The organism is Pseudomonas botevensis (assembly GCF_019145475.1).
GTDB lineage: Bacteria > Pseudomonadota > Gammaproteobacteria > Pseudomonadales > Pseudomonadaceae > Aquipseudomonas > Aquipseudomonas botevensis.
In genome coordinates, this window is the sequence record NZ_JAHTKI010000019.1 from 14,450 (window position 1) to 39,977 (window position 25,528).

23 protein-coding genes are annotated in these 25,528 nt (G+C 61.5%); 12 read left to right on the forward strand and 11 right to left on the reverse strand.

Annotated elements, in window-relative coordinates; translation table 11 throughout:
- Nucleotides 1–34: 34 nt before the first annotated feature.
- From benC to KVQ74_RS21635, 9 genes are all read right to left on the reverse strand, one after another.
- Entirely contained in the window at nt 35–1,048 is a 1,014-nt protein-coding gene (benC, locus tag KVQ74_RS21595) for a benzoate 1,2-dioxygenase electron transfer component BenC (RefSeq protein WP_217833323.1), read from the reverse strand.
- A 55-nt stretch (nt 1,049–1,103) separates the two neighbouring features.
- On the reverse strand, nt 1,104–1,592 hold the full coding sequence (gene benB / locus KVQ74_RS21600) for a benzoate 1,2-dioxygenase small subunit (protein WP_217833325.1): 489 nt from the start codon (nt 1,590–1,592) through the stop codon (nt 1,104–1,106).
- The gene (gene benA / locus KVQ74_RS21605) at nt 1,589–2,947 is read right to left on the reverse strand and encodes a benzoate 1,2-dioxygenase large subunit (protein WP_217833328.1); all 1,359 of its coding nucleotides are present in this window, start codon (nt 2,945–2,947) and stop codon (nt 1,589–1,591) included. Before benA ends, benB begins: the two co-directional genes overlap by 4 nt.
- A 132-nt stretch (nt 2,948–3,079) precedes the next feature.
- On the reverse strand, nt 3,080–4,036 hold the full coding sequence (locus tag KVQ74_RS21610; protein ID WP_217833330.1) for an AraC family transcriptional regulator: 957 nt from the start codon (nt 4,034–4,036) through the stop codon (nt 3,080–3,082).
- A gap of 182 nt (nt 4,037–4,218) precedes the next feature.
- Nucleotides 4,219–4,596, reverse strand: a complete 378-nt coding sequence (locus tag KVQ74_RS21615; RefSeq protein ID WP_217833332.1) for a fe2+ zn2+ uptake regulation protein — start codon at nt 4,594–4,596, stop codon at nt 4,219–4,221.
- A gap of 117 nt (nt 4,597–4,713) precedes the next feature.
- Complete coding sequence (locus KVQ74_RS21620) at nt 4,714–6,918, reverse strand: TonB-dependent receptor (RefSeq protein ID WP_217833334.1); 2,205 nt, start codon at nt 6,916–6,918, stop codon at nt 4,714–4,716.
- A 170-nt stretch (nt 6,919–7,088) separates the two neighbouring features.
- Nucleotides 7,089–7,490 carry a ParB N-terminal domain-containing protein gene (locus tag KVQ74_RS21625; protein WP_217833336.1) on the reverse strand — a complete coding sequence of 134 codons (402 nt, stop codon included), beginning with the start codon at nt 7,488–7,490 and terminating at the stop codon, nt 7,089–7,091.
- Between the two features lie 15 nt (nt 7,491–7,505).
- Nucleotides 7,506–8,393, reverse strand: a complete 888-nt coding sequence (locus tag KVQ74_RS21630; protein ID WP_217833338.1) for an HpcH/HpaI aldolase/citrate lyase family protein — start codon at nt 8,391–8,393, stop codon at nt 7,506–7,508.
- Between the two features lie 87 nt (nt 8,394–8,480).
- Nucleotides 8,481–8,705 carry a hypothetical protein gene (locus tag KVQ74_RS21635; RefSeq protein ID WP_217833340.1) on the reverse strand — a complete coding sequence of 75 codons (225 nt, stop codon included), beginning with the start codon at nt 8,703–8,705 and terminating at the stop codon, nt 8,481–8,483.
- 295 nt (nt 8,706–9,000) lie between these two features.
- On the opposite strand from KVQ74_RS21635, the gene KVQ74_RS21640 reads away from it, so the two are divergent.
- The 12 genes from KVQ74_RS21640 to KVQ74_RS21695 all read left to right on the forward strand — a co-directional run bounded on the left by KVQ74_RS21640 (nt 9,001) and on the right by KVQ74_RS21695 (nt 24,132).
- Complete coding sequence (locus KVQ74_RS21640) at nt 9,001–10,395, forward strand: Y4yA family PLP-dependent enzyme (RefSeq protein WP_217833342.1); 1,395 nt, start codon at nt 9,001–9,003, stop codon at nt 10,393–10,395.
- Nucleotides 10,396–10,410: 15 nt separating this feature from the next.
- Nucleotides 10,411–11,454: a PLP-dependent cysteine synthase family protein gene (locus tag KVQ74_RS21645; protein WP_217833344.1), complete on the forward strand. Its 1,044-nt coding sequence runs from the start codon at nt 10,411–10,413 to the stop codon at nt 11,452–11,454.
- Nucleotides 11,455–11,482: 28 nt separating this feature from the next.
- Complete coding sequence (locus KVQ74_RS21650; protein WP_217833346.1) at nt 11,483–12,631, forward strand: NAD/NADP-dependent octopine/nopaline dehydrogenase family protein; 1,149 nt, start codon at nt 11,483–11,485, stop codon at nt 12,629–12,631.
- Nucleotides 12,632–12,678: 47 nt separating this feature from the next.
- A complete protein-coding gene (locus tag KVQ74_RS21655) occupies nt 12,679–14,532 on the forward strand; it encodes an IucA/IucC family protein (RefSeq protein ID WP_217833348.1) in 1,854 nt (617 codons plus the stop codon).
- Between the two features lie 13 nt (nt 14,533–14,545).
- Complete coding sequence (locus tag KVQ74_RS21660) at nt 14,546–15,790, forward strand: MFS transporter (RefSeq protein WP_217833351.1); 1,245 nt, start codon at nt 14,546–14,548, stop codon at nt 15,788–15,790.
- 15 nt (nt 15,791–15,805) lie between these two features.
- Entirely contained in the window at nt 15,806–16,990 is a 1,185-nt protein-coding gene (locus tag KVQ74_RS21665; RefSeq protein ID WP_217833353.1) for an aminotransferase class V-fold PLP-dependent enzyme, read from the forward strand.
- A gap of 84 nt (nt 16,991–17,074) precedes the next feature.
- Nucleotides 17,075–17,590 (forward strand): sigma-70 family RNA polymerase sigma factor, encoded by a 516-nt coding sequence (locus KVQ74_RS21670; RefSeq protein ID WP_217833355.1) that lies wholly within the window; start codon nt 17,075–17,077, stop codon nt 17,588–17,590.
- Entirely contained in the window at nt 17,591–18,568 is a 978-nt protein-coding gene (locus KVQ74_RS21675; protein ID WP_217833356.1) for a FecR domain-containing protein, read from the forward strand.
- Nucleotides 18,569–18,658: 90 nt separating this feature from the next.
- A complete protein-coding gene (locus KVQ74_RS21680; RefSeq protein WP_217833357.1) occupies nt 18,659–21,073 on the forward strand; it encodes a TonB-dependent receptor in 2,415 nt (804 codons plus the stop codon).
- A gap of 64 nt (nt 21,074–21,137) precedes the next feature.
- Complete coding sequence (locus KVQ74_RS21685; protein WP_217833358.1) at nt 21,138–22,325, forward strand: ABC transporter substrate-binding protein; 1,188 nt, start codon at nt 21,138–21,140, stop codon at nt 22,323–22,325.
- Complete coding sequence (locus KVQ74_RS21690) at nt 22,322–23,383, forward strand: FecCD family ABC transporter permease (protein ID WP_217833359.1); 1,062 nt, start codon at nt 22,322–22,324, stop codon at nt 23,381–23,383. The genes KVQ74_RS21685 and KVQ74_RS21690 overlap by 4 nt, the downstream gene beginning before the upstream one ends.
- Nucleotides 23,377–24,132 carry an ABC transporter ATP-binding protein gene (locus KVQ74_RS21695; protein ID WP_217833360.1) on the forward strand — a complete coding sequence of 252 codons (756 nt, stop codon included), beginning with the start codon at nt 23,377–23,379 and terminating at the stop codon, nt 24,130–24,132. Before KVQ74_RS21690 ends, KVQ74_RS21695 begins: the two co-directional genes overlap by 7 nt.
- Before the next feature lie 39 nt (nt 24,133–24,171).
- Here the strand turns inward: KVQ74_RS21695 and KVQ74_RS21700 are convergent, their stop codons facing one another.
- Entirely contained in the window at nt 24,172–25,095 is a 924-nt protein-coding gene (locus tag KVQ74_RS21700; RefSeq protein ID WP_217833361.1) for a bifunctional helix-turn-helix transcriptional regulator/GNAT family N-acetyltransferase, read from the reverse strand.
- A gap of 79 nt (nt 25,096–25,174) precedes the next feature.
- Nucleotides 25,175–25,450: a hypothetical protein gene (locus KVQ74_RS21705; RefSeq protein WP_217833363.1), complete on the reverse strand. Its 276-nt coding sequence runs from the start codon at nt 25,448–25,450 to the stop codon at nt 25,175–25,177.
- Between the last annotated feature and the right edge of the window lie 78 nt (nt 25,451–25,528).

Below are 25,528 nucleotides of genomic sequence, written 5' to 3' on the forward strand. Positions count from 1 at the left end.
AAAGGGGCCATGCGCAGCCCCAAAAAGATCGGTTTCAGGCAGCGGCGGCCGCGAATTTCTCGTAGTAGAAATTGGCCGGGGTGATGCCCTGCTCGCGGATGTAGTGGCTGACCGCTTCAACCATCGGCGGCGGGCCGCACAGGTACACGTCGACATCGCCGTCGTTGAGATGGCGTGGCTCGATGTGCTGGGTGACGTAGCCCTTGAGCGGGTGCAGGCTCTGGGCACTGGCCACGCAGGCACTGAATGTGAAACCGGGAATCCGTGCGGCGAAGGCTTCGAGGCGATCCAGTTCCACCAGATCGAAGTCATGGGTCACGCCGTAGATCAGATGCACCGGATGCGCGCTGCCCTGCTCGGCGATTTTCTCCAGCATCGCGGTGAACGGCGCCAGCCCCGTACCGCCGGCCAGCAACAGCAACGGCCGTTTGATTTCGCGCAGGTAAAAACTGCCCAGCGGCCCGGCCAGGTTGAGGCTGTCGCCCGCCTTCGCCAGCCCGGTGAGGAAGCTGCTCATCAGGCCGCCCGGCACGTTGCGAATCAGGAAACTGACCTCGCCATCCTTCTGCAACGAACTGAAGGAATAGGCCCGGGTCTGCTCGCTGCCCGGCACTTGCAGATTGACGTACTGCCCCGGCAGAAACGCCAGTCGGCTCAGGGATTCGCCCTTGACCGACAGGGCAATGGTGCTCTCGGACAACTGCCGGACAGCGCTGATCGCTGCCTGGAAATTCGCCTGCGCGGTCTTGCACACTTGCGAGCCCGCCGGCACCCGCACCACGCAATCGCTTTCGGCGCGCATCTGGCAGGTCAGGACGTAACCCTGGGCCAGTTCTTCTTCGCTCAAGGCGTCTTCGATGAAGTTGTCGCCCATCTCGTAGCACCCGGCCTCGGCAAAACACTTGCAGGTGCCGCAGGCACCATCGCGGCAGTCCAGCGGGATGTTGATGCCTTGGCGATACGCCGCGTCGGCGACGGTTTCATGGCCGTTGGCCTCAATGAAACGGGTCACCCCGTCCTCGAAATTCAGTGCGATCTGGAAACTCATGTTGCACCTCGCGCACAGCGTCGAACGCGCAGACAGCCGCTCGCCGCCGTCTCGATCAGATGTGGTAGATGTCGATGACCTGACGGACGTAATCGTTTTTCAGCACGACTTTCTTGGCCTTGATCAGCGGTTGCTCGCCGCGCAGATCGAGGGTGTAGAAACTGCTGCCGAAGTAGCTGTCGGTGACCTGGTAGCGGAAGCTCAGGGTGTGCCAGTTGAACCGCACCCGGCACTGCCCGTCACTCTGTTCGACGATCTCGATATTGCTCAGGTTGTGCGAGGTGCGAGTGTCCGGAAGGGTCGCGCTGGAGCGCTCGGTCTTGATCCGGAACACGCGGTCTTCGAGGCCGCCACGGTTGCCGTACCAGATCAGCGAAATCTCGCTTTGCGGGTCCTCGGTCAGGCGGTCGTTGTCGTCCCAGGCCGGCATCCAGAAACTGGCGTCGGCGGCGTAGAGTTCCAGCCATTGATCCCACTGGCCGTCATCCAGATAACGCGCCTCACGATAAAGAAAGTCGCGCACGGTGTCGTAGAGAGTGCTCATTGCACGGCCTCCACGGGGATCAGCTGTTGCCCGGTGGCGGCGGCCTTGAGCAGGGTTTCCTGCCAGTATTTGTGTTGCAGCACGAACAGGCCTTCGTCCTCGGTGCGCTGGCCGGAGAGCAGTGGTTTGAGGTCGATTTCCTCGGCGGCGGCATCGGCGCCTTCGATCCAGTGAGTGGCGCCTCGGGACATGTCGTTCCAGCCGCGTCCGGCGCCATAACCGGTCTGGCAGGAGCGGAATTCTTCGAGGTCGTCCGGCGTCGCCATGCCGCTGACGTTGAAGAAGTCTTCGTACTGGCGGATGCGTTTGGCCCGGGCCTCGGCGCTCTCGCCTTTCGGTGCGATGCAGTAGATGGTGATCTCGGTCTTGTCGACGGAAATGGGCCGGGCGATGCGGATCTGCGAGCTGAACTGATCCATCAGGTACACGTTGGGGTACAGGCACAGGTTGCGCGAGTTTTCGATCATCCAGTCGGCGCGGGCCTGGCCGAAGTCCCGGGCCAGTTCGTCACGACGCTCATAGGCCGGGCGATCTTCGGGGTTGGCCCAACGGGTCCAGAGCAGCAGATGACCGTGGTCGAAGGAGTAGAAACCGCCGCCCTTCTTCGCCCAGCTGCCGGCGCTCATGGTTTTGATTTCTTCACCGGCCTCACGCTGTTGGCGCTGGTTCTGGGTGGCGGCGTAGTTCCAGTGGACGGAGCTGACGTGGTAGCCATCGGCACCGTTTTCGGCGGTGAGTTTCCAGTTGCCTTCATAGATGTAGGAGCTGGAACCACGCAGCACTTCCAGGCCTTGCGGGGACTGGTCGACGATCATGTCGATGATCTTCGCCGACTCGCCCAGATGCTCGGCCAGGGATTTCACCTCGGCATTCAGACTGCCGAACAGAAAGCCGCGATAGGACTCGAAACGCGCCACCTTGGTCAGGTCATGCGAGCCTTCGCAGTTGAAGCCTTGCGGATAACCGGCCTCGGCCGGGTCCTTGACCTTGAGCAGTTTGCCGCTGTTGTTGAACGTCCAGCCGTGGAACGGGCAGGTATAGCTGGCGCGATTGCCGGACTTGTGTCGGCAAAGCATGGCGCCGCGATGGCTGCAGGCGTTGAGGAACGCATTGAGCACACCGTCCTTGTTGCGCGCGATGAAGATCGGCTGGCGCCCCATGGTGGTGGTCAGAAAGTCGTTGTTGTTGGGGATCTGGCTTTCGTGGGCAAGGTAGATCCAGTTGCCTTCGAAGATGTGCGCCATCTCCAGTTCGAACAGACGCGGATCGGTGAACATCTCCCGCTTGCAGCGGTAGGCACCCTTCTCTTTGTCTTCTTCAAGCATGGCATTGAGGTAGTCGATTCCCAGGGACATGGCCGGGGCCTCCATTGTTATTGTTCAGGCCAGGTCAGATTAGGGAGGCGCTGCGGCGGGCAATAGCCGAATCCTGCAGATCGCTATCCGTTTTGTGCAGGACGGTGCGGCAGTCGGTTTATCGGCGGGGACTCAGTGGCGACGCTTGAAGGTCTGCGACGGCAGCTCGCCAAACTGCTGGCGGTAGCTTTCGGAGAAACGGCCCAAATGCAGGAAACCGTAATCCAGGGCCAGTTCGGTGAGGTTGCGCACCGGGCAACCCGAGTCGTTCAGACAGGCGTGGATACGGTCCAGTTTGCGCTGACGGATGTATTGCATCGGGGTGGTGCCGAGCTGGCGTTCGAACAATGCGTACAGCGAACGCAAGCTCATGTTGGCTTGCACCGCCAGGTGTTCGGCGGGCAGATCGAGCTTCAGGTTGCGCTCGATATAATCGAGGATGCGCTCGAAACTGACGTTCGGCGCACTCAGGCACTCGCGGCTGACATTGGTGTTCATCAGCGAAATCAGTTTGCTGCCGACGATCTGCGCATAGTGTTCCTGCACGCGCAGCAACGGGTCACTGGCCTCGGACTCCTGGCAGATCATCGCCAGCAGGCTGGTGAAGCCTTCCAGTTCATCCAGTCGGTAATGATTGCGCAGGAACCGGATGCCACTTGCGGGATGCTGCCAGCGCTGCTCGTCGCACACCGACTCCAGCACGCCCACCGGCACCTTGAGGATGAATTTCTCGCAATCTTGCGAGTAGGTCAGGTCCACCGGATCGTCCGGGTTGATCAACAGCAACTCGCCGGGCACCAGGTGATGCTCGCGCTTATGCCCGCGCCACAGGCAATTGCCTTGCAGCAGGACTTGCAGGTGATAAACGGTTTCCAGCGCCAGCGAGGTGACCCGCACGCTGCCGCCGTAGCTGATGCGGCACAGATCCAGATCGGCGAGTTTGCGGTGATTGAGGCTGGCTTGCGGATGGGTGGCCCTGGACAGACCGATGAAATGCTGGCCGACGTGCTGGTTCACGTAGTCGGAGACGGCGTAAGGATCAGCGTGGCGAAACACGCTGCTGCGGTCGCTCAGCAGGTGGGTGTCCATGGGGCGGCACTCGATCTTGTCGTTGTTATGTGATCACGGGGCAATCTCCGGTCACACTACGCTTGAGCGCCGGGACGGGCAATTTGGCCGGCCGATAATCGAACGGTTTATCGAAAGGCCGGCGAAAAAAAACCACCTGCGCTTAAACAGATGGTTTTGGAGGGAGCCCACAGCATCCGGTTTCAGCGGTTCCCGTGCTGCTCCAGCACGGCCAATGCTTCGTCGGTAAAGCGATAAGTCTTGTCCGACTGAAAAACGATGACGCCCTCCTCGCACAGCCGCTTGAGCACTTCGCGCACACTGATGAACTGCAATTCGCTGATAAACGGTTGCAGGTAGCCATGCACGCCGCGACCGCCAATGGTGCGGTCCTCCCGCGCGGCCACCAGCAAGGCGTCGATCACCTTGATCCGGATCAGGCTGGTGCGCAGCCCGTAATAATGCAGCAGCTCGCGGATATGCTCGTTGGCGCTGCGCTCGAAATCGAAGGCCCGCTGATCGTTGGCCGTCGGGATCGGCAACGGCCTCTCAGCGGTGGTCGGTGCAAGGCGGGTCAACATTCAAATACTCCTTTTCCATGAACGTTTGCGCTGCTCAACAGCGGCGATTGAATCGCTTCTATATATAAGAAGGCGCAGACGATCGGCTGAACGCTCCGTCACGCTGCGCCCCGTCCATCAGAAATCCACCGTGGCCGACAGTTGCAGCGTGCGTGGATAGCCGGGAGAGAACGCGCCGTAGGAAGCGACGCCCGACCAGTACTCGCGATCGAACACGTTCTGCACCGTGGCGCGGAACGTCGTCGGCCGGCCTTCGATCTTGGTCGCGTAGCGGGCGCCCGCGTCGATCCGCGTCCAGGAATCCAGCTCCTGAGTGTTGGCCTGATTGACGTACTGGCTGTCGGTGTAGATCGCGCCGCCGGTGAGGGTGAAGCCCTCGATCCACGGCGTATCCCACTCGGCCCAGAGATTGGCCTGGACATCCGGCACACCCACCGGTTTATTGCCACGGTTGGCGGCGGTGGCCGAATCGGTCAGTTCACCGTCGAGCAGGGTCACGCCGCCCATCAGACGGGTGCCCGGCGCTACTTCACCGAACATGCTCAGCTCCACGCCACGGTTGCGTTGTTCGGCCTGCACCGAGAACACGTTGCCGGCGCCGATTTCGCCGCTGGGCTTCTCGATCTGGAACAGCGCCAGGGTGGTCATGAACGTCCCGTGCTCATACTTCACGCCGATTTCGTGTTGTTTGGACTCGTAGGGCGCGAAGGTTTCGCCGGAGTTGGCCGCCGTGCCGGGCGCGATGTCGCCCTTGCTCAAGCCTTCAACGTAATTGTAGTAAAGCGAAACGTCTTCCCACGGTTTGACCACCACGCCCACCAGCGGTGTGGTGGCGCTGTCGTCGTAACGGGAGCTGACCGAACCGTTCGCGCTGTAGTTGCGCGACTCGATGTCCTGGCGACGCACGCCGAGGGTCAACTGGATGCGGTCGTCCAGCACCGACAAGGTGTCGGTCAACGCCACGCCGGACAGTTCCGACTCGGAAACACGCAGCACCTTCGGCGAGTTGATGTACTGACGCGGCACGTCCACCGGGTGGTAGATGTTCGAGCGGATTTCCGTACCGTTGTTGATGCCTCGGGACAACTCGTCCTGATAACGGGTCGCCATCACCGTGGTGGTGTGCGTGACCGGGCCGGTCGCGAATATCGCGCGCATGCCGACGTCGGCCGTCGAACGGTCGACGTTGAATTTGTAGTAGCCGGGAATGTTGCTGGTGTCGCCGGCATCGTTGAGGATTCGCGGCACCTGGTCCGACAGGCGCTTGACGTCCGAGCGGCCGCCACCGGCATGGGCGAACACCGTCACCGCATCGCTCAGGTCATACTCGCCGCCGAGCAGCGCCGATTGCTCCTTGGTGTCCGACCAGCCCCAGTCCTGCGGCAGGTTGGTGCGACCATTGGCGGCGGACGGCACCTGTACACCCGGCGCGATGGTGAACGGCCGCGATGCCGCCTCAAAGCTCTCTTTCTGGCTGAGGAAATCCAGGTTCAAGCGCAAACGGTCGCCCTGGTAATCAAGCGCGATGGCGCCGATGTTCAAGTCTCGGTTCTGATGATCCACCGCCGTGTCGCCGCCCTGCAGGCTGCCGTTGAAGCGCACGCCGAACTGATTTTCCTCGCCGAAGCGCCGGCTGACGTCCAGATGGCCGCCCACCTGGGAGTCCGAGGCGTAACTGGTGGTGAAGCGGGTCAGGTCTTCGGCCAGCGGCCGCTTGGGCACGATGTTGATCACCCCGCCCACGCCGCTGTTGGGTGAAATCCCGTACATCAGCGCGCCCGGCCCTTTCAACACTTCGACCCGCTCGGCGTATTCGGTAAACACCCGGTAGTTCGGGGCCACGCCGTACACGCCGTCGTAGGCCAGCTCACCCAGGTTGCCTTCGCCGATGGCGAAACCCCGGATGAAAAACGAATCGACGATGCCGCCCGTCTGCCCGGTGGAGCGCACCGAAGGATCACGCTCCAGCGCATCGGCGACCGTCACGGTTTGCAGATCGGCGAGGGTCTTGGCGGTGTAACTGGTCACGCTGAACGGCGTGTCCATCACGTCCTTGTTGCCCATCATCCCCAGCCGCGCACCGCGTGCCACCTGACCGCCGGCCAGCGCCTCGGGCAATGCGGTCGCGCCGTTGTAGCGGCCGGTGACGTTGGTGGTGTCGAGGGTCAGGCCCTCGGTGGCGACGGCGTCCTGTTGATCCTTTCGCTCGGGCTCGGCGGCCCAGACGGTGGCGCTTCCTGCAGCCAGGATTGAACTCAGCATCGCGGTGCGAATAGCCAGGGTTAACGCGTTTTCACCGCAGGATCGACTTGCAACGGACATGACGACGGAGCCTTTTTCGAAGTTGGGAAAATGGTAATGACTCCTATTTGCCAGTCGACTTGCGAAAAAGTATCAGCCCCGGGGAAAGTTTTTTTCAGCGAGGAGCAAACGGCCGGAGGGTGGGCCTGTCGCCCTTCCCTCCGGCCTCGGGCTGCGCGGGTCAGGCGCGGTCAGTCATACAGGCATTGCAGCGGGATCGAAATCACCGGCAGCGCGGGATCGAACGCATGTCGCGTGGTCTTGTACGGGAACAGCTCGCCGCGCTCGATCGTGGTGAAAATCCGCGCCACCTCGAACGCTTGTCCGGTCTGCCAGTGACGTACCCGCACCCGAGGGTCCGCGTAGTCGAGCTGGATACACGGCACCCGTTTCAGACCCAGCGCCCGCGCCGCGTTGAAGCGATGATTGCCATCCATCACGATGCCCCGCGAGCGCTCGACGATGATCGGTTCCAGCCAGTGCCCGGCCTCGATGATCGCTTCGCGCAGGCGCTGCACGTTGAGCGGGTCGACCTGCTCGGATTGCACCACGTCGCACAGCGGGCGCAGGGCAATCTGGTAGCCATGTTCCATGATCCGTCTCCCATTTCAGCAAGCATCGGCCTTGGCCGGCGCGGCGTACTGGCTGGCCATGTCGCGCAGGCGCTGGGCCTGTTCGATGAGCGGCAGATCGACCATTTCGCCGTCGACCTGCACCGCATGGCTGCCCCCGGCCACGGCATCGAGCACCCGCTCGGCCCACGCCAACTGGCGCGCGTTGGGCAGGAAAGCGTGCTGCACCGTGCGCAGTTGCGAGGGGTGGATACACAACTTGGCGCCAAACCCCAGCGACCGTGCGTAGCGTGAATCCTGCTCGACCACCGCCATGTCGCTGATTGCCGGGGTCACGCCATCGATCGGCGCTGGCAAACCGGCCACCCGCGAGGCGAGGACGATGCGATTGCGTGCCAGCAGAAACGCTTCCGGGATCTGGCTGCAGTTGATGTCCAGGGAGAAATCCAGCGAGCCGAATGCCAGCCGCGCCAGGCCGGGAATCGCGGCGATTTCCTCGACCTGCTGCAAGCCTCTGGCGGTCTCGATGATCGCGACGATCTGCAACCCGGAATGCCATTCCAGCAGGCGTTCGACCACGCCGGCCAGGCTTTGCGGGCACTCGGCCTTGGGCAGAAAAATCCCCGCGCAACGCTCGGGGTAGCGCATGTCGCCGAGCCAGGTCATGTCCTGGCGGAACAACGAACTGCTGACGCTGTTGAGCCGGATGTAGCGCTGGCAGGCGGTGACCGGCGTGCTCTCTTGCCAGGCCCAGATCGAGGCGCGGGCGACGGCTTTGCTGTTGGGATGAACGGCGTCTTCGAGATCCAGAATGATCGCATCCGGCGCGGCCTCGACCGCCTTGGAAAAGCGCTCCGGCCGGTTGCCGGGAACGAACAGGTAGCTGATGGGAAGCGTCGCTGCGGTGCTGTGACGAACAGTCATTGGGACTCTCCTGGGTGTGCTGCGGTCGTGGTTTTCAGAAAAAATTCAGGCACCTGCGACAGGGAAAATCCGAGGCTTGCGTCGCCTTCATGAATCAACCGTTAACGCCTTATTCTTCAAGCAATTAACGGTCTTTTTATTCAACGGCCGAACGCTTCCACGAGCGTGCGAATAAGCGACTTCGCACTCCCCTGTCGAGTGTGTTAATTCAAAAATATTTGAAAACCTTACTTGATAATCGTTCGCGTTGGCAATATTGTTCTCGCCGTCGAGAGGGGCAATGCTCAATTCAAGACTGGAGAATTCATTCATGAAAAGTTCATCTCAGTGATGTCATTTAAATGTCATTCATTGGCACTCGAAAAGTATGTCGACCATAAACACTGGCCATCTTTTTGCCTGCTTAAACCTTAAGGAGTGGGGTTTACATGAAACTGACTTGTGAAATTTTTGTTAAATCAAAAACCACTGATCGATTGTGCGACCGGGTGTTTCATCCGCCTCCGCTTATTTGATTTTCAGTATTGGCGCCAAGCCAAAAGACATTGACCGATAACGATTAGTTATCAAATCACGCATGACGATTTTCCATCGTCAGGGGTTTTCTATGCCTGATTTAAATGCATATGAAGTTTCAGAAACAACAAAGTCCAAATACCCAAAAGTGCTGAAACCGTTACTCGACCCTGTTATTGAAAATCTTCTTGAGCGTTCTCCCGACACACTGATCGAACTGGTTTCTCAATACGGTTCACCGCTGAATCTGGTATGGCCGCACGCCTTTGAAGCCAATGCCGATGCGCTGCAAGCGGTCTTGAAACGGCACAACGTCGACTACTCGATTTTCTACGGGGCCAAGGCCAACAAATCGCAAGGCCTGCTGGGTTCGGCCTCGGTTTCGGGGATTGGCGTTGACGTGTCGAGCATTCACGAACTGGAAGCAGCCTTGCGCGCCGGGACCTCGGCGCAGCATTTGTGCGCGACCGGACCGGCGAAAACCGCAGCGTTTCATCGCGCCTTGGTACAGGGCGGCTCGCTGATCTGTGTGGACTCGCTGGAAGAGTTCGCGCATCTCAAAGCCGTGCTCGACACCTTCCCCTCGCCCGCCAAAGCCCGGATTTTACTGCGTTACCGGCCTCACAGTTGCCCGGCGAGCCGGTTCGGCATGGGTCAGGATGACTTGCTTGAATGCCTGCGATCGCTGACCGAACAACGGGAGGTTTTCCACTTTGAAGGCTTCCACTTCCACCTCGGTGGATACGGTTACGAAACCCGCGTCCAGGCGTTCCGTGAGGTGACCGGCTTCGTCGATGCGGCCAGGGAAATCGGACTCGACCCGCTCATGATCGACATCGGTGGCGGCCTGCCGATGCGCTATGTGCAACCCGAGGCTTACAACAGTTTTCTGCAAAATGAAAACAATCCAGCTCATTATCAACATCGTCGAGTGCCCAACTCTTTTTATCCCTACGGCAGTGCGCTGACGGCTTGCCAGTGGCTGGAACTGTTCCTCGAATCTGAACATTCGCCGCAACTTTCCATTGCTGGATATTTGAAGTCACGCAATATTAAATTGGGACTCGAACCGGGACGAAGCCTTGTAGACCAAGCCGCCATTTCAGTATTCCGCGTCACCCGCACCAAGCAACTGGCGGACAACAAAGTTGTAATTTTCGTGGAAGGCAGCAGTTTCAGCGCCTGCGAAACCTGGTTCGCTTCGGAATACCTTGTCGATCCGATCCTGATATCCGGACAACAATTACCCGACAAACCGATGCAAGCCTATATTGCCGGGCATAGCTGTCTCGACGATGACGTCATCACCCATCGCCTGATCAACTTCGACACTTCACCACAAGCGGGCGACTTATTGGTTTACGCCAACACGGCCGGCTATCAGATGGACTTGCTGGAAAACGAATTTCATCGCCACCCATTACCCAAAAGATTGATGGCGACTTGTTGCACGGAAGGTAATTACACGTTTTCACCTGACTACTGAAGGGGATACTTCCAAATGATATTGAATAAAGTTTCGGATCTTATTGGTAATACGCCAATGTTGGGCATCGATGTTCCGGGAACCAACGCCAGACTCTTGCTCAAGATAGAAAAGAACAATCCCGGCGGCAGTATCAAAGACCGCATGGCACGCAACATGGTGCTGGCGGCACTCAAGTCCGGCAGGTTGAAACCCGGTGGTGTGGTGATCGAGTCGTCGTCCGGCAACACCGGCATTGGCCTGGCGATGGCGGCTGTCGAGTTCGACCTGCATTTCATCGCCGTGGTCGATCACCACGCCGCCCAGGACAAGATTGCGGTGATGAAGGCGTTGGGGGCCGAAATCCGTTTTGTCGCCGGCACCTACCGGGAAGACGAAGTGGCCGTGGTCGAGCGCCAGCGTCTTGCCGCTGAACTGGCTTCGCAGATTCCCGGCTCGGTGTTCATGAACCAGTCGGACAACGCCGCCAACGCCGGCGGCTACAGCGACTTCGTCCGCGAAACCATCGCCCAGGCCGGCGGCCAGATCGGCGCCTATGTCGGTTGCGTCGGCACCGGTGGCTCGATGACCGGAATCGCCCGTGGCCTGAAATTGCACAACCCGGACATCGTCACCGTCGCCGTGGAGCCGGCCGGCTCGATCGTCTTCGGCCATCCCGGCTATCCGTATTACCAGTCGGGCACCGGCACTCCGGCCGGTGACACCGTGGGCCTGGTGCTCGACTACAGCTGCATCGACATGGGCATTCAAGTCACCGATGCCCAGGCGTTCGAAACCGCTCGCTACGTCGCCCGCAATCTGGCGCTGCTGGTCGGCGGTTCGACCGGCGGTGCGATCTACAAGGCGCTGGAGCTGATCCACAAAGGCACCTTGACCGGCAACGTCGTGGTGCCCATCGCCGACGGCGGCGAGAAGTACCTGCATACGGTGTTCGACGACAAGTGGCTGGAGGAACGCGACCTTCTGGAGCCGGGCGTCGCCGCGCAACTGGACACCTGGCTGGGCAAGACCCGCTGGCTGGAGTCCGACGCCACGCCTCTGCAACTGAGTGTCGCCTGACGCGCCTCCCACACAGGAAAGCCTCTGTATGAAACCGCTGAAAGTCGCCATCTGCGGCGCAGGCAGGACCGGTCATCTCAATGCCATCCTGTTCAAACAGTTACCCAACGTTCACGTCTCAATGCTCACCAACAACCGTGAGGTTATCGAGAAACACGCCGCCAACATCGCCCTCCAGGCGCTGCTGCCGGACGGCTCGACGCTGAGCGCGCGGCCGGACCGGGTCAGCACCGACGCCAGCGTTGTGGTGGCGGACGCCGACATCGTGATCATCACCGTGCCGGCTCACGCCCGACCGCAAACCCTGCAGGCCATCGCTCCGCACTTGAGTTCGAGCAAACCGGTTTACATCGGCGCGATCCCTGGATTCTGCGGTTTCGACTGGCTGGCCGAGGCAACGCTGGCCGACCGCCCGAACCTGGTGATCTGGGGCATGAAGGATGTGCCGCACACCGCGTTCGACCTGAAGCCGGGCGTGTCGGTAAAGATGGGTGGCGGCAAAAGTCAGCTGTATGTCGCCACTCACGCCCGGGAAACCCTGGCATCGCGTCAACATCTGGAAGAAATCCTCACCACGCTCTACGGCCCGTGCGTGACGATGCTCGACAACTACCTGGAAATCACCCTGACACCCGGCAACCCGATCATGCACAGCTCGGTGATTTATGGACTGATCGGCCCCTACGGACAATGGCATCGCAAGATCTTCCCGCAACGCATGTGCTGGTGGACCGAATGCCCTGAACTGGGCGCCTATTTCCTCGAGCGCATGGATCAGGAAAGCCAGGAATTGTGTGCGGTGATCAGCCAGCGCATGGGCATCGATCTGTCCTCGGTCAAATCCCTCAAACAGGAAATCGTCGAGGCCTACGGCGAGCAGATCCGCGACCAGAGCAGCATGTTGTCGATCCTGCGTACCAACCAGGCCTACAACGACATCCTCGCGCCGATGGTGCCCGCCGCCGACAACCGCGCCGGCTACGTGATCGAACGCGAGAGCCGGGCCTTCAACGAAGACGTCGCCTACGGCCTGGTGCTGCTGGTGGAAATGGCCCGGCGCTTTGAACTGAAGGTCCCCTACATCGAGGAAGTCCTGCAATGGAGCGTCGCCTACATGCAGGGCCTGCGCGACTCGGCGCTCGACTACTTCCCCCGCCACTGGCCGCGCACGGCATGAGCGGCGGGTTCAACGCTTCCACTATTTTCGAAGAGCAGACAGCTGATATGGATGACTTCAAGACACTGATCGCCTACTCCCGCAAGAACGCCATGCGCCGCCTCGTGCGTTGCCTGTTTGCGGAAAACATTCTGGATCGCTCGGCACTGGTTTTTTCCGCCAGCGGAACCCAGGCCACCTACCCGCTGAAAAACGCCCGCTCCCATGTGTTTTTCTCCAACATCGCCATGAACCCGGCGGACACCTTGGTGAATGACGGCGACGTGGTGCTGGTGACTGACGAAGGCGTCCGCCAGGTGATTCACAGTCATCAGGACTTGCTGGATGTGCTGCGCGACAGCTTCGACTTCGAGCCGACCGATGACGGCGTGGCCGGACTCAAGTCGGACATGGAAAACAGCCTGATGAACGACGCGCATGCCCGTGAGTATCGTCAGCAATGGAACGCGCGACTGGCCGCCGCCACGAAAGATCAGGGCCTCGACAGCCTGACCGATTACCTGCGCCGCACCGCCAGCACCAAGGACGCCGCCATCCTTCTCGATCAGTGGGGTTCGCTGGAAGGCCATCCTTACTACCCGACATGGAAGTCCCGTCCGGGCCTGAGCGATGCCGAAGTCGAGCAACTGTCGCCGGAGTTCAACGCCCAGGTGCCGCTGCGCATTGCCGCCCTGCGCGCCGACATGGCGAAAAGCGAAAGCATGCCCCACGTCAGCGATTACCGGACCTGGTTCGCCAGCCACTTCCCGACGCAATGGGAACAATGGAAGGCCTCGCTCAACAGCAAGGGCCTGGACGAGTCCCAGTGGCTGCCGCTGCCGATTCACGCCTGGCATTTGCAGGCCTATGTGCTCAAGCATTTCGCGGCGGAAATCGCAGACGGGATCCTGATCACCGACGGGCCGGACATCCAGACCCTGCCGACCATGTCCTACCGCACCATGATGCCGGTGCTGGACGAGGCCGCGCCGCTGATCAAATTGCCGATCGCCGTGTGGATGACCAGCGAGTTGCGCAGCCTGCAGGCGAAGTCGATTCACATGGGGCCGCGCATCAGCACGGTCATCGAAAAAATCCTCAAGGCCGAGGACGGTTTCGAACAGCGGCTGGAAATCTTCCCCGAGGAAATCGGCGTGCGCTACCGCAACGCGATCACCCAGGACGATGCGCCGGGGCGGCACCTCTCGGTGGTGTTCCGCGCCAGCCAGCAAGCGTTCGAGCGTGATGACGAATGCCTGCCGATTACCGTGGCTTCGCTGTTCACGCGCCTGCCCGGCAATGGCCGACCGCTGCTCACCGAACTGATCGAACGCGATGGCGCTCGCGCCAGTGCCGCACAGGTTGAAACCTGGTTCCGCCAGTACGCCAAAGTGGTTACCCATCCGGTGGTGGCGATCTATCTGATGTACGGCATCGGACTTGAGGCGCACCAGCAAAACACCATGGTGCTGTTTTCTCCCGACGGCAAAGCACGTAGTCTGCTGATCCGCGACTTCGGCGATGGCCGGACCTACGCGCCGTTGCTGGAAGAGCGCGGTTACAGCCTGCAACCGCATGTGCAGCCGGGTATTCTGCCGACGGTGTTCACCGGGGATATCGAGCCGGTGCGCATGTTCGTGCTGGACGCGGCGTTCCTCACGCACCTGCATGAAATGGCCCTGTGGCTGACCAAAGAATACGCACTGCAGAGCCATCGGATGTGGGACATCCTGCGTGAAGAAACCGAGCTGGCCTTCGCGGCGGTGCGTGGGCGTGTCGATCCGCAGTTGTGGGAAGTCGAGCGCAAGGCGTTCGTTGAGGATCCGTGGCCGACCCGTTCGTTGTTGCGCATGCACTTGATGCAGTACACCAACTATCGGATTCAGCACACCCTGACCAACCCGCTCAACGTCGTTCAATAACCGAGGCAGAGTCATGTCCCACGCCGGTGTCATCGAGGGTTCGCGCGTCAGAATCCTGATTTATCTTCTGTTCGCCATCCAGCTCATCTCGATGGGCGCAATGGAAATGAGCGGGCCGTTCTGGCCCGTCCACCTGCGTGGGCTGACGTCTTCGGACTCGGTTTTCAGCTTCGCCAGCATCGCCGTTTACGTCGGGCCGATGCTGGGCATTATTCTGACCAGCGCATTCTGGGGCCGTATCGGCGACCGCTACGGCCATAAGTTGATGATGATCCGCGCCCTCGCCGGTCTGTCGTTGACCCAGCTTGGGCTGGCCCTTTGCAGTGACATCTGGGTGATCCTGATCCTGCGTTTCCTGCAAGGGGCGTTCGCCGGCTACATCGCCCCGGCCCAGGCGTATGGCGTGAGTATCGAAGCGCCTTCGCGGCGGGCGCGGCTGTTTGCGATCCTGCAGATTTCCACCAACGTCGGCTCACTGCTCGGCGCGGTGGTTGGCGGTCTGATTCTCGATTACGCGACCTTCTTCTGGATCAACATGATCGCCGCCGTGCTGTGCGCGATCTGCACCATCGTGGCGGCGGTGACCTTGCCGGATGTGCCTCCGGTGAAAAAGGCGCCCGTGGCCGACAAGGCGACGCCGGTCAGCCACACCGGCAGTGTCTGGCAAGGCACGCCCCTGCTCTCTCTGCTGGGGGTGATGGGCATTCTGCTGCTGGCGCGGATGCTGCCGCAGACGTCGTTCTCGCTGTATGTCAGCTCGGTGTTCGACGTCAGCAACTCGGTGGTCGGGTTGTGCTACGGCTTGCTCGCGCTGGGCTTCATTCTGTCGGCCACCGCGTGGTCACGCTACTTCGAACACCGTAACCAGCAGGACACCCTGCAACGCATGACCTATGTGGTTGCCGGCTGCATCGCCCTGACCGCTCTGGCCGGGGTCACCCGCAATCCGATCGTGTTCGTCATCGCCTACTTCATCTGGGGCGTCTTGCTCGGGGCGACCACGCCGGTGCTGATGGCCCTGATCTCCAAGACCGCCGACAGCTCGCGCCAGGGCTACGTGCTGGGTATCGCTCAAAGTACCGCGCAATTTGCCTCCATCGCCGGCATCTCGGCGGGCGGGCTGCTCAGCCAGGTCTATGGTTTGCAATACACCTACCTGTTTGTCTGCCTGGCGTACGTCGTCGCATTGATTCCCATCGTCGCGTTGCGTTACCGGCCGATGGTCATGCAACCGAGCCAGATCCCGCCTGGGGACTGATCAAGGAGCCTGCTTTTGAACCTTGCACAACTGCGCGCCGACACACCGGCCGTCGAGCAACTGATTCACTTCAACAATGCCGGCGCGGCGCTGATGCCCGACCCGGTGATCGAGGTGATGACCGGTCACCTTCAACTCGAAGCGCGGATCGGCGGTTATGAAGCCGCCACGCAACAGGCGCAGGCGCTGGAGAATGTCTACAGCTCCATCGGGCGCATGATCAACGCGCGCCCCGAAGAAATCGCGGTGATCGAAAACGCGACCCGCGCCTGGGACATGGCGTTCTACTCGTTGCCGCTGCGCGCCGGGGACGTGGTGCTGACGTCGACCACCGAATACGCCGGCAACTTCATTCCCTATCTGCAACTCAAGCAGCAGCGCGGCATCGAGATCAAGGTCATTCCCAACGACGAGCACGGCCAAGTGTCGCTGACGGCGTTGCGGGACATGCTCGACGATGACCGGGTGGCGCTGGTGTCGCTGCCGGTGATCGCCACCAACGGCGGCCCGGTGCAGCCGATCGAGCAGATCGGCGCCCTCGCCCGTGCCGCCGGGGTGCTGTTCTTGCTCGATGCCTGTCAGGGCGTCGGGCAGATGCCGATCGATGTGGCCAGGATCGGCTGTCACATGCTCGCCGCCACCAGTCGCAAATACCTTCGCGGCCCTCGGGGCATGGGGTTTCTCTACGTTGAGAAGTCGTTGTGCGAAAGCCTGCAGCCGGCGTTTCTCGATCTGCATTCGGCGGCATTGCTGACACCCGACACCTTCAGCATTCGCGGCGACGCCCGACGCTTCGAAAACTGGGAGTGCAACGTGGCGGCGAAACTGGGGATGGGCGCGGCGGCCGACTACGCCATGGCGCAAGGCATCGAGTCGATGTGGCAGCGAATCCAGCGCCTGGCGGAATATTTGCGCAATCGCCTGGCCGAGGTGCCGGGCGTCACTACCCGGGATGCGGGAAGCATCAAGTCAGGCATCGTCACCTTCACCTGCAAGGACGCCAGCGCCACGCAGGTGCAGCAATGGCTCGCCAGCCAGGAAAAACGCATCAACGTCACCACCTCGACGTACCGCTCGACGATGCTCGACATGCAGCAACGCGACCTCACGGAAGTCAGCCGCGCCTCGCTCCACGCCTACAACACCGAGGCCGAAATAGAGGTCATGGTGCAGGCGCTGGCGGGAATGGCCGACGCCTGAAAACGCATACCGAATCGCGCTTGCGTCGCAGGCTCTTTGTAATCTAGCATTGGGAATACTTCTCAATTGCAAAAAACTGCAGCCATGAGCGAATCCCTTTCCGCGAACAACGACAATCATCTGCGTGTGATCGAAGCGCTGTACAGCGGCCATCATGGCTGGCTGTACGCCACGCTGAAGAAAAAACTGGGTAACGCCATGGATGCGGCGGATCTGGCCCAGGACACCTTCACCCGGATCCTCGCCTCCCAGGTCACCGCCATCGAGCAGCCCCGGGCCTACCTGAGTTGCGTGGCCAAGGGCATTCTCGTCAACTGGTATCAGCGCAAGGCACTGGAACGTGCCTACCTCGATGCCCTCGCGCACCTGCCGGCGCCGGAAGTACCGTCGCCGGAGCTGCGTTTCGTGGTCCTGGAAACCCTGCACGAAATCGACGCGATGCTCGACACGCTGCCGCCGCTGGTCAAGCGTGCGTTCCTGCTGTCGCAGATCGGCGGGCTGAAATACCAGGATATCGCCGAGCAACTGGACGTCTCGCTGATCACCGTCAAACGCTACATGAAGCAGGCGTTCGTACAGTGCCTGATGCTGGTGGAATGAATGCTCACCCGTCGCGCTGAACCGCCGCTCGATCCGAGCATCCTCGAAGAAGCCGCCGACTGGCTGATGCGTCTGAGCGAACACGATCTCACCGATACCGAACGCGCGGAGTGGGAATGCTGGAAAGTCAGCAGCCCCGAGCGCAGTCGCGCGTGGTCCCGGGCGCAGTTGCTGCAAAGCAAGTTCGGCGGTTTGCCACCTGCGCTGGCGATGTCGACGCTGGATCGCCCGAGCAATCCGGAACGCCGCGCGGCCCTCGGCAAACTGGCCTTGCTGCTGGCGGCGGTGCCCACCGGCTGGGGCACCTGGAAACTGGCGCAATCGCAGCAATGGTCTGCCGACTACCACACCGCCGTCGGCCAACGCCGGGAACTGACCCTGGCCGACGGCTCGCGCATTACCCTCAATACCGATAGCGCCATCGACGTACTGTTCGACACCCGGCAGCGCCTGATCAACCTGCGCGCAGGGGAGATTCTGGTGCAGACCGCGCCGGACTCATCGGCGCAGCCCCGGCCTTTTCTGGTCAGCACCCGCGAAGGCCGGATGCAGGCCCTTGGCACGCGGTTCACCGTTCGCGAACTGGAGCCACGCACCCAGCTTGCGGTCCTCGAAGGTGCCGTACAGGTTGAATTGGCTGACGGTCGCCAGACCGCACCGATCATCGTCAACGCCGGCCAGCGCACGGACTTTTCCGCCCAGGCCTTTGGCCAGTTGAACCCGACCGACAGCAACGTCGGCGCCTGGACCCGGGGCATGCTGATGGCCGACAAGATGCGTCTGGCGGACTTCGTCAGCGAACTGGCGCGCTATCGCCGGGGCTTCGTGCGTTGCGATCCGGCGATTGCCGATCTGCGTATTTCCGGGGCCTTTCCCATCAGCGACACCCAACGTTCGTTGAACATGCTGGTGCAGACCTATCCCGTGCTCGTCACCGGGCATTTGAGCGGTTACTGGGTCACGCTTTCGGCGGCCTGAAAAAAATCACCGCAGCGGTGATACTTTTTTCGATCTCGGCTGGCAATGAAAGGAACAACCATTCCACCTCGTCCATAGGGTCACCCATTCATGCTCGTTGTACGGCCCCTGTGTCCGGATCGTCCGCTCAAGCCCGTTGTTCGCCGTGTGTTGCTCAGCGTCGCCGTGAGCCTGGCCGTGGGCTCGTTCGCCGTGGCGGCGGTGCCGGTGCAACTGGACAGCGTCAGCGTGCGTGGCTACCAGATCCCTCCCGGACCACTCGGGGTGACGATATCGAGCTTCGCCTTGAGTGCCGGCATTGCCTTGTCGTTCCAGCCGTCGATCACCGAAGGTCTGGTCAGCCCCGGGCTCTCCGGCTCGTACTCGACCCAGGAAGCGGTCACCCGCCTGCTGGCCGGCAGTGGCCTGGAAATGGTCGCGCGCAGCGATGGCACCTACACGCTGGTGGTGCGCCGGGTCACCCTGGACGAAACCCAGGTCGATGGCATCGACAAGCGCAGCGGCAGCCTGCCGCCGGTGTATCCGGGCGGTCAGGTGGCCCGTGGCGGGCGTCTCGGCATTCTCGGCAACCGCGATGTGATGGACGTGCCGTTCAGTGTCAGCAACTACACCTCGACACTGATCAAGGATCAGCAGGCCGTGACCGTGGGCGACCTGCTGGAGCGTGACTCGTCGGTGCGCTCCACTGGCCAGACCGGGGGGATTGTCGACTCGTTCTTCATCCGTGGTTTTCCGGTCGGTGAAGGCAATCTCGGTGAACTGGCGTTCGACGGCGTGTACGGCGTGGCTTCCAACTACCGGGTATTCACCGAATACGCCGAGCGCATCGAACTGGTCAAAGGCCCCGCCGCCCTGCTCTACGGCATGTCGCCCAACAGCGGCGTCGGCGGGGTGATCAACGTGGTGCCCAAGCGTTCGCTGGATGAAGACCTGACCCGGGTCACCGCCAGTTATGCCCTGAATTCGCAGTTCGGCAGCCACCTCGACGTCAGCCGCCGCTTTGGCGAGGAGCGACGCTTCGGGGTGCGGATCAACGGCAGCGTGCAACAGGGCGACACGGCCATCGAAAACCAGTCCCGGGAGGTCGGCATCGGCGCGATTTCCCTCGACTATCAGGGCGAGCGTCTGCGTACCAGCCTCGACCTGATCAACCAGAAAGAAACCTTCGACGCCGCCTCCCGCCCCTTCCTGATCGCCACCGGCGTGCAGATCCCTTCGGCGGCCAACGGACGCACCAGCGTCAGCCAGGAATGGGGCTGGTCGGAAACCCGTGACAAATCGGCGCTGCTCGGCGGCGAGTACGACCTGAGCGATAACCTGACGCTGTTCGCCCACGCCGGCGGCGGCAAATCGGATGTCGCGCGCATGTCCGACCAGACACCGACCATCATCAACGAAGCAGGCGACACCTCGTCGATCCCCGGCTATTACAAGTTTGAAGTCCAGCGCTACACCGTCGACGCCGGTGCGCGCCTGCGTTTCGACACCGGCCCGATCAGCCACAGCACCGCCCTGCAAGTCACCCGTTATCGTGACGAGTTGTCCCGAGGCATTCTGTCCGCCCCGGCCATCCTGTCGAACATTTACCACCCGACCGATCGACCGAAACCGGCGATTGCCAAACCGGATACACCGAAAGTCTCGGAAAGCGAACTGTCCGGCGTGGCCCTCGCCGACACCCTGTCGGTGCTCGACGAGCGCTTGCAGGTCACCGTCGGCATGCGCCAGCAGAACATCAAGTCGCACAACTACAACGCGGCCGGCATCGTCACCACGGCCTACGACAAAAGCAAATCCACGCCGTTGTTCGGCGTGGTCGCCAAGCCCTGGGATCACGTTTCGTTCTACTACAACTACGTCGAAGGCCTGAGCAAGGGCGACGTGGCGCCGTCCGCCGCGTCCAATGCCGGGGAGATCTTTTCGCCATATGTTTCCCGGCAGCAGGAAATCGGCGCCAAGGTCGACTACGGCAGCTTCATGTCGACCCTGGCCCTGTTCCAGATCGAGAAGCCCAGCGGTGAACTGGCCTCGGGCGTGTTTTCGGTCAAGGGCGAGCAACGCAACCGTGGCGTGGAATGGAACATGGCCGGGGAAGTCGCACCGGGTACACGTTTGCTTGGCGGTGTGACCCTGCTCGATGGCGAGTTGACCCGCAGCAGCGTGGCGGCCAATCGCGGCAACCGGCCGGTCGGCGTTCCCGAGGTGCAGGCCAACCTTTGGGCCGAGTGGGACACGCCAAGTATCGAAGGCCTGACGCTGACCAGCGGCGCCATCTACACCGGCAGCCAGTACGTGAACCAGGCCAACACACAGAAACTGGACGCCTGGACCCGCTTCGACGTCGGGGCGCGCTACGCCACCCGAATCGCCGAACGCCCGACCACTTTCCGCGCCACCGTACAGAACGTGCTCGACCGTGAATACTGGTCGGGCGTCGCCTCCTACGGGGCGTTTTCCCAAGGCTCACCCCGCACTCTGCTGCTCTCCGCCACCGTCGACTTCTGAAACGTCCGTTCCGGTGCGACGGCTGTCGTCGTTGCCCGGCCCGGCTTTTGTAAAGGCATACACCATGGTTAACGTTTTTCGCCGCCGTCAGACCTTCACCGCGCTGCTGTTCGCCGGCCTGCTGGGCTTGTCGCTGTCCGCCCTGACGCCGGATCGTGTCGAGGCTGCCGAGCCGGATCCGGCGCTGGCCAGCGTCACCGACCTGCAAGGCCGCACGGTCAAGGTTCACCTGCCGGTCAGACGGGTGATTCTCGGTGAAGGTCGTCAGTTGTATCTGGTCGCGGCGCTGGATACCGAGAATCCGATCGAACGTATCGTCGGCTGGCGCAAGGATCTGATCCAGTCGGACCCGGACACCTACAACGCCTACCTGCGCAAATTTCCCGAGATCGCGAAGATCCCCACCTTCGGTGGATTCGAGAGCGGCACTTTCGACATCGAGCAGGCGATCTCGCAGAAACCCGACGTGATCATCCTCAACATCGAAGCGCAGCACGCCACCGAAGATGCGCGCTATATCGAAAAACTCGACGCCCTCGGCATCCCGGTGGTGTACGTCGACTTTCGCAACAACCCCATGCAAAACACCGAGCCGACCATGCGTCTGTTCGGCAAGTTGTTCGGCAAGGAAGAACGTGCCGAAGCGTTCATCGACTTTCGCAACCGGCAGATCCGTCGGGTCACTGACGTGATCGAGGCGAAACACCCTGCCCGGCCCAACGTGTTTATCGAGCGCATCGGCGGCTACACCGATGATTGCTGCCTGAGTTTCGGCAACGAGAACTTCGGCCTGTTCGTCGACATGGCCGGCGGCAACAACATCGCCCGACGCATCATCCCCAGCACGTTCGGCCAGTTGAACCCGGAACAGGTGATCGTCGCCAATCCCGACCATGTCGTGGTCACCAGTGCCGACTGGGAAGCCTTCGCGCCCGGTGGTCATTGGGTCGGTGTCGGCCCGGGCGCGAACCTCGCCGAAGCCCGCCGCAAACTCCAGTGGTACACCCACCGCCCGGCCTATGCCGGCATCAAGGCCCAGGACACGCAGGCGTTTCACGCGATCTGGCATCAGTTCTACAACAGCCCTTACCAGTTCGTGGCGATTCAACAGTTCGCCAAGTGGTTCCACCCGGAACTGTTCGCCGACCTTGATCCCGATGCTGCGTTCCGCGAGATGCACGAGCGCTTCCTGCCGGTGCCGTACGAGCCGGGCTATTTCGTCAGCCTGCAAAAACCCGAGGTGAAGCCATGAGTTCGCTGGGCGAAGCGCAGATCGCGCAGAGCGAAACCTACCGGCGGCTGGTGCTGCGCAAGCGCCTGATCCTCGCTGGACTGGCGGTGTTGCTGGCATTCAGCGTGCTGCTCGACCTGGCCCTGGGACCTGCCAGTTACAGCCTCGGCGAAGTCCTCGGCGCGCTGTTTTCACCGGACAGCGCCTCGCCGCAAGTGCGGGTGGTGATGTGGGATATCCGGCTGCCCGTGGCCTTGATGGCGGTCGCGGTGGGCGCGGCGTTGTCGCTGGCCGGAGCGCAGATGCAGACCATCCTCAACAACCCCCTCGCCAGCCCCTTCACCCTGGGCATTTCCGCTGCGGCGGGGTTCGGTGCCGCCTTGGGCCTGGCCTTCGGCGTGGCGCTGTTTCCGCTGGCGGCGCAATACATGGTGCCGCTCAATGCATTCGTCATGGCGATGCTCTCGGCGCTGCTGATCCACTTCATGAGCATGCGGCGCGGAGTCACCGCCGAAACCATCGTGCTGCTCGGCATTGCCCTGGTGTTCACCTTCAATGCGCTGTTGGCGCTGGTGCAGTTTTTCGCCACCGAACAGGCTGTGGCCGCCGTGGTGTTCTGGACCATGGGCAGTCTGACCAAAGCCACCTGGCCGAAACTCGGAGTGATCTGCGTGGTGATCCTGATCACCCTGCCGATCTTCGCCAAACGCGCCTGGGCACTGACCGCCCTGCGCCTGGGCGACGACAAGGCCGCCAGCTTCGGCATCAACGTGCGCAGCCTGCGCTTTCAGACGCTGATCATGGTCAGCCTGCTCGCCTCGTTCCCGGTGGCGTTCGTCGGCACCATCGGTTTCATCGGGCTGGTCGGGCCGCACATTGCCCGGATGCTGATCGGCGAAGATCAGCGTTTCTTCCTGCCGGCCTCGCTGCTGACCGGTTCGCTGATCCTGTCTGCCAGCTCGGTGGTCAGCAAAACCCTGATCCCCGGGGCGATTTTTCCCATCGGCGTGGTCACGTCCCTGATCGGCGTGCCGTTCTTCATTTCTCTGATTCTCAACGGGAAGAAAAACTCATGGTGAAGATCCAGCTCGACAACCTCGGCGCCCGCTACGGCCAGCGCGAGATCATTGCCGGTGTCAGCACCGCGACCTTCAGCGGCGGTCAGGTAGTGGCCGTGGTCGGACCCAACGCGGCAGGCAAATCGACGCTGTTCAAACGCATGGCCGGACTGATCGACGGGCCGGGGCAAGTCATTCTGCAAGACTCGAAAAAAGGCACTCAGGGCATCAGCTACATGCCCCAGGGCCTGAACGCCAGCGCCCGCCTGACGGTCTACGAGTCGGTGCTGCTGGCGCGCAAGCAACTGACGCCGGGCTGGTCGGTTCATGACGATGAACTGAAACTGGTGGACGACATCCTCGATGCCCTGGGCATCACCGGACTGTCCTTTCGCAACCTCGGCGAACTGAGCGGCGGCCAACAGCAACTGGTGTCGATCGCCCAGACCCTGGTGCGCGAACCGGAAATCCTGCTGATGGACGAACCCACCAGCGCGCTGGACATGCACCGCCAGGTGCAGGTGCTGAACTTCATGAGCACCCTGGCGCGCAAGCGCGAGGTGATCGTATTCATCGCCATCCACGATCTGAACCAGGCCCTGCGCTTCGCCGATCAGGTGCTGGTCATTGCCGATGGCACCACACAAGGCAGCGGCCCGAGCCATGAAGTCATCACCGAATCGATGCTGCGCAAGGTGTACAAGGTCGAGGCGCGGATCGAGCGATGCAGTCGTGGGCATCGGCATATTCTGATAGACGATATCGTGTGACGGCGGATTGAGTATTTGCGCGGTCAAACCCGCCGCCCCTCACAACTCGCGCGCCCAGGTCTGGCTGACCAGATCCTTGCCAAAACTGTGGATCGACTCCTCGTCGATCAATTCAAACCCGGCCTTCTGGTAGAGCTTGCGAGCATCGGTGAGGATGCTCGTGGTCCACAGCATCATCTTCTTGTAGCCGACCTGACGGGCGAAGCGCAGGCACTCTTCGACCAGACGATTGCCGATGCCCAGCCCTCGGGCGCTGGCATCCACGTAGAGCATGCGCAACTGGGCGGTGGTTTCGTCGTGCCTGACGATGAACACCGAACCGATCACCTTGCCGTCCTTTTCGGCGATCCAGCAGCGCTCGGAAGCGGGGTCGAACTCGCGCAGGTACTTGGCGACGATTTCCGCCACCAGTGCTTCGAATTCCCAGTTCCAGCCGTACTCACGGGTGTAGAGCGCCGACTGTTGCTGCACCACGGTGCCCATGTCTCCGGCCTGGGGATCGCGCAGGATGTAAGTTGAATCTCGGTTGCCGCTCAGCAGTTTCTGGATCAGCGCCATGGCATCGATCAGTTGCTGTTGCTGCGGTTCGGACAGGCGTTCGAGCATGGCGACGATCTGCTCGCGCGTGGTTTTCTCCAGCGGCGCCAGGATGGCGCGCCCGAGAGTGGTGAGGTGCAGCAGCGCGGCTCGACCGTCGGTTTCCGAGCGCACCTTCTGGATCAAGCCTTTGCGTTCGAATCCGCTGACGATCCGGCTCATGTAACCAGCGTCCAGGCTGAGCATCTGCCGCAGGTCGGCGCTGGTCAGATCGCCGCGCGCGCCCAGTTCATAGAGCACGCGGATCTCCGTCAGCGAGTAATCGCTTTGCAGCAGATGCTCCTGCAACACGCCAATCTGGTGGGTGTAGAAACGGTTGAAGCTGCGGATGAGGTCAGCTTGTTCGACGAGCTCAGGGGTGGACATGACAGATACTCAATTGATTGCTTAAGGCAACTATATATTTGCCTCAGGCAACCATGTCAATCTCGTCGTCGATGAACGGCTACCTGCATTTCGCCAAAACCACCTGACAGGTATCCGGTGTCCCGCCCGAACGCCCGGCGTAGCGCATGCAGTTATCCATCGATTTCTTGCGTGCCATGTTCAGGCTGGAACCCCAGGCCAGACCGCCTTCGCCCACCGTCGGCAGCGCTTTGGCGTAACAACTGTCGCCGACGCCTGATGGCGGATAGTGTTTTTTGTTTGAACAGCCGGAACTGAGGATCAGGCTGAATGCGATCAGGCTCAGAAAGCAGCAACGCGAGGCTATTCCGCTCATCTCGTTTCACCTGACACAAGGGGGCTATGACCTCTCACAGTCTAGTCGCGATCACTGCTCCGTCGTTACTCGGTATAA

Excerpts from the sequence above, each read along its gene's own strand:
- benC (WP_217833323.1), bottom strand. The coding sequence starts at position 1,048 with ATGAGTTTCCAGATCGCACTGAATTTCGAGGACGGGGTGACCCGTTTC.
- benB (WP_217833325.1), bottom strand. The coding sequence starts at position 1,592 with ATGAGCACTCTCTACGACACCGTGCGCGACTTTCTTTATCGTGAGGCG.
- benA (WP_217833328.1), bottom strand. The coding sequence starts at position 2,947 with ATGTCCCTGGGAATCGACTACCTCAATGCCATGCTTGAAGAAGACAAA.
- KVQ74_RS21610 (WP_217833330.1), bottom strand. The coding sequence starts at position 4,036 with ATGGACACCCACCTGCTGAGCGACCGCAGCAGCGTGTTTCGCCACGCT.
- KVQ74_RS21615 (WP_217833332.1), bottom strand. The coding sequence starts at position 4,596 with ATGTTGACCCGCCTTGCACCGACCACCGCTGAGAGGCCGTTGCCGATC.
- KVQ74_RS21620 (WP_217833334.1), bottom strand. The coding sequence starts at position 6,918 with ATGTCCGTTGCAAGTCGATCCTGCGGTGAAAACGCGTTAACCCTGGCT.
- KVQ74_RS21625 (WP_217833336.1), bottom strand. The coding sequence starts at position 7,490 with ATGGAACATGGCTACCAGATTGCCCTGCGCCCGCTGTGCGACGTGGTG.
- KVQ74_RS21630 (WP_217833338.1), bottom strand. The coding sequence starts at position 8,393 with ATGACTGTTCGTCACAGCACCGCAGCGACGCTTCCCATCAGCTACCTG.
- KVQ74_RS21635 (WP_217833340.1), bottom strand. The coding sequence starts at position 8,705 with ATGAATGAATTCTCCAGTCTTGAATTGAGCATTGCCCCTCTCGACGGC.
- KVQ74_RS21640 (WP_217833342.1), top strand. The coding sequence starts at position 9,001 with ATGCCTGATTTAAATGCATATGAAGTTTCAGAAACAACAAAGTCCAAA.
- KVQ74_RS21645 (WP_217833344.1), top strand. The coding sequence starts at position 10,411 with ATGATATTGAATAAAGTTTCGGATCTTATTGGTAATACGCCAATGTTG.
- KVQ74_RS21650 (WP_217833346.1), top strand. The coding sequence starts at position 11,483 with ATGAAACCGCTGAAAGTCGCCATCTGCGGCGCAGGCAGGACCGGTCAT.
- KVQ74_RS21655 (WP_217833348.1), top strand. The coding sequence starts at position 12,679 with ATGGATGACTTCAAGACACTGATCGCCTACTCCCGCAAGAACGCCATG.
- KVQ74_RS21660 (WP_217833351.1), top strand. The coding sequence starts at position 14,546 with ATGTCCCACGCCGGTGTCATCGAGGGTTCGCGCGTCAGAATCCTGATT.
- KVQ74_RS21670 (WP_217833355.1), top strand. The coding sequence starts at position 17,075 with ATGAGCGAATCCCTTTCCGCGAACAACGACAATCATCTGCGTGTGATC.
- KVQ74_RS21675 (WP_217833356.1), top strand. The coding sequence starts at position 17,591 with ATGCTCACCCGTCGCGCTGAACCGCCGCTCGATCCGAGCATCCTCGAA.
- KVQ74_RS21680 (WP_217833357.1), top strand. The coding sequence starts at position 18,659 with ATGCTCGTTGTACGGCCCCTGTGTCCGGATCGTCCGCTCAAGCCCGTT.
- KVQ74_RS21685 (WP_217833358.1), top strand. The coding sequence starts at position 21,138 with ATGGTTAACGTTTTTCGCCGCCGTCAGACCTTCACCGCGCTGCTGTTC.
- KVQ74_RS21690 (WP_217833359.1), top strand. The coding sequence starts at position 22,322 with ATGAGTTCGCTGGGCGAAGCGCAGATCGCGCAGAGCGAAACCTACCGG.
- KVQ74_RS21695 (WP_217833360.1), top strand. The coding sequence starts at position 23,377 with ATGGTGAAGATCCAGCTCGACAACCTCGGCGCCCGCTACGGCCAGCGC.
- KVQ74_RS21700 (WP_217833361.1), bottom strand. The coding sequence starts at position 25,095 with ATGTCCACCCCTGAGCTCGTCGAACAAGCTGACCTCATCCGCAGCTTC.
- KVQ74_RS21705 (WP_217833363.1), bottom strand. The coding sequence starts at position 25,450 with ATGAGCGGAATAGCCTCGCGTTGCTGCTTTCTGAGCCTGATCGCATTC.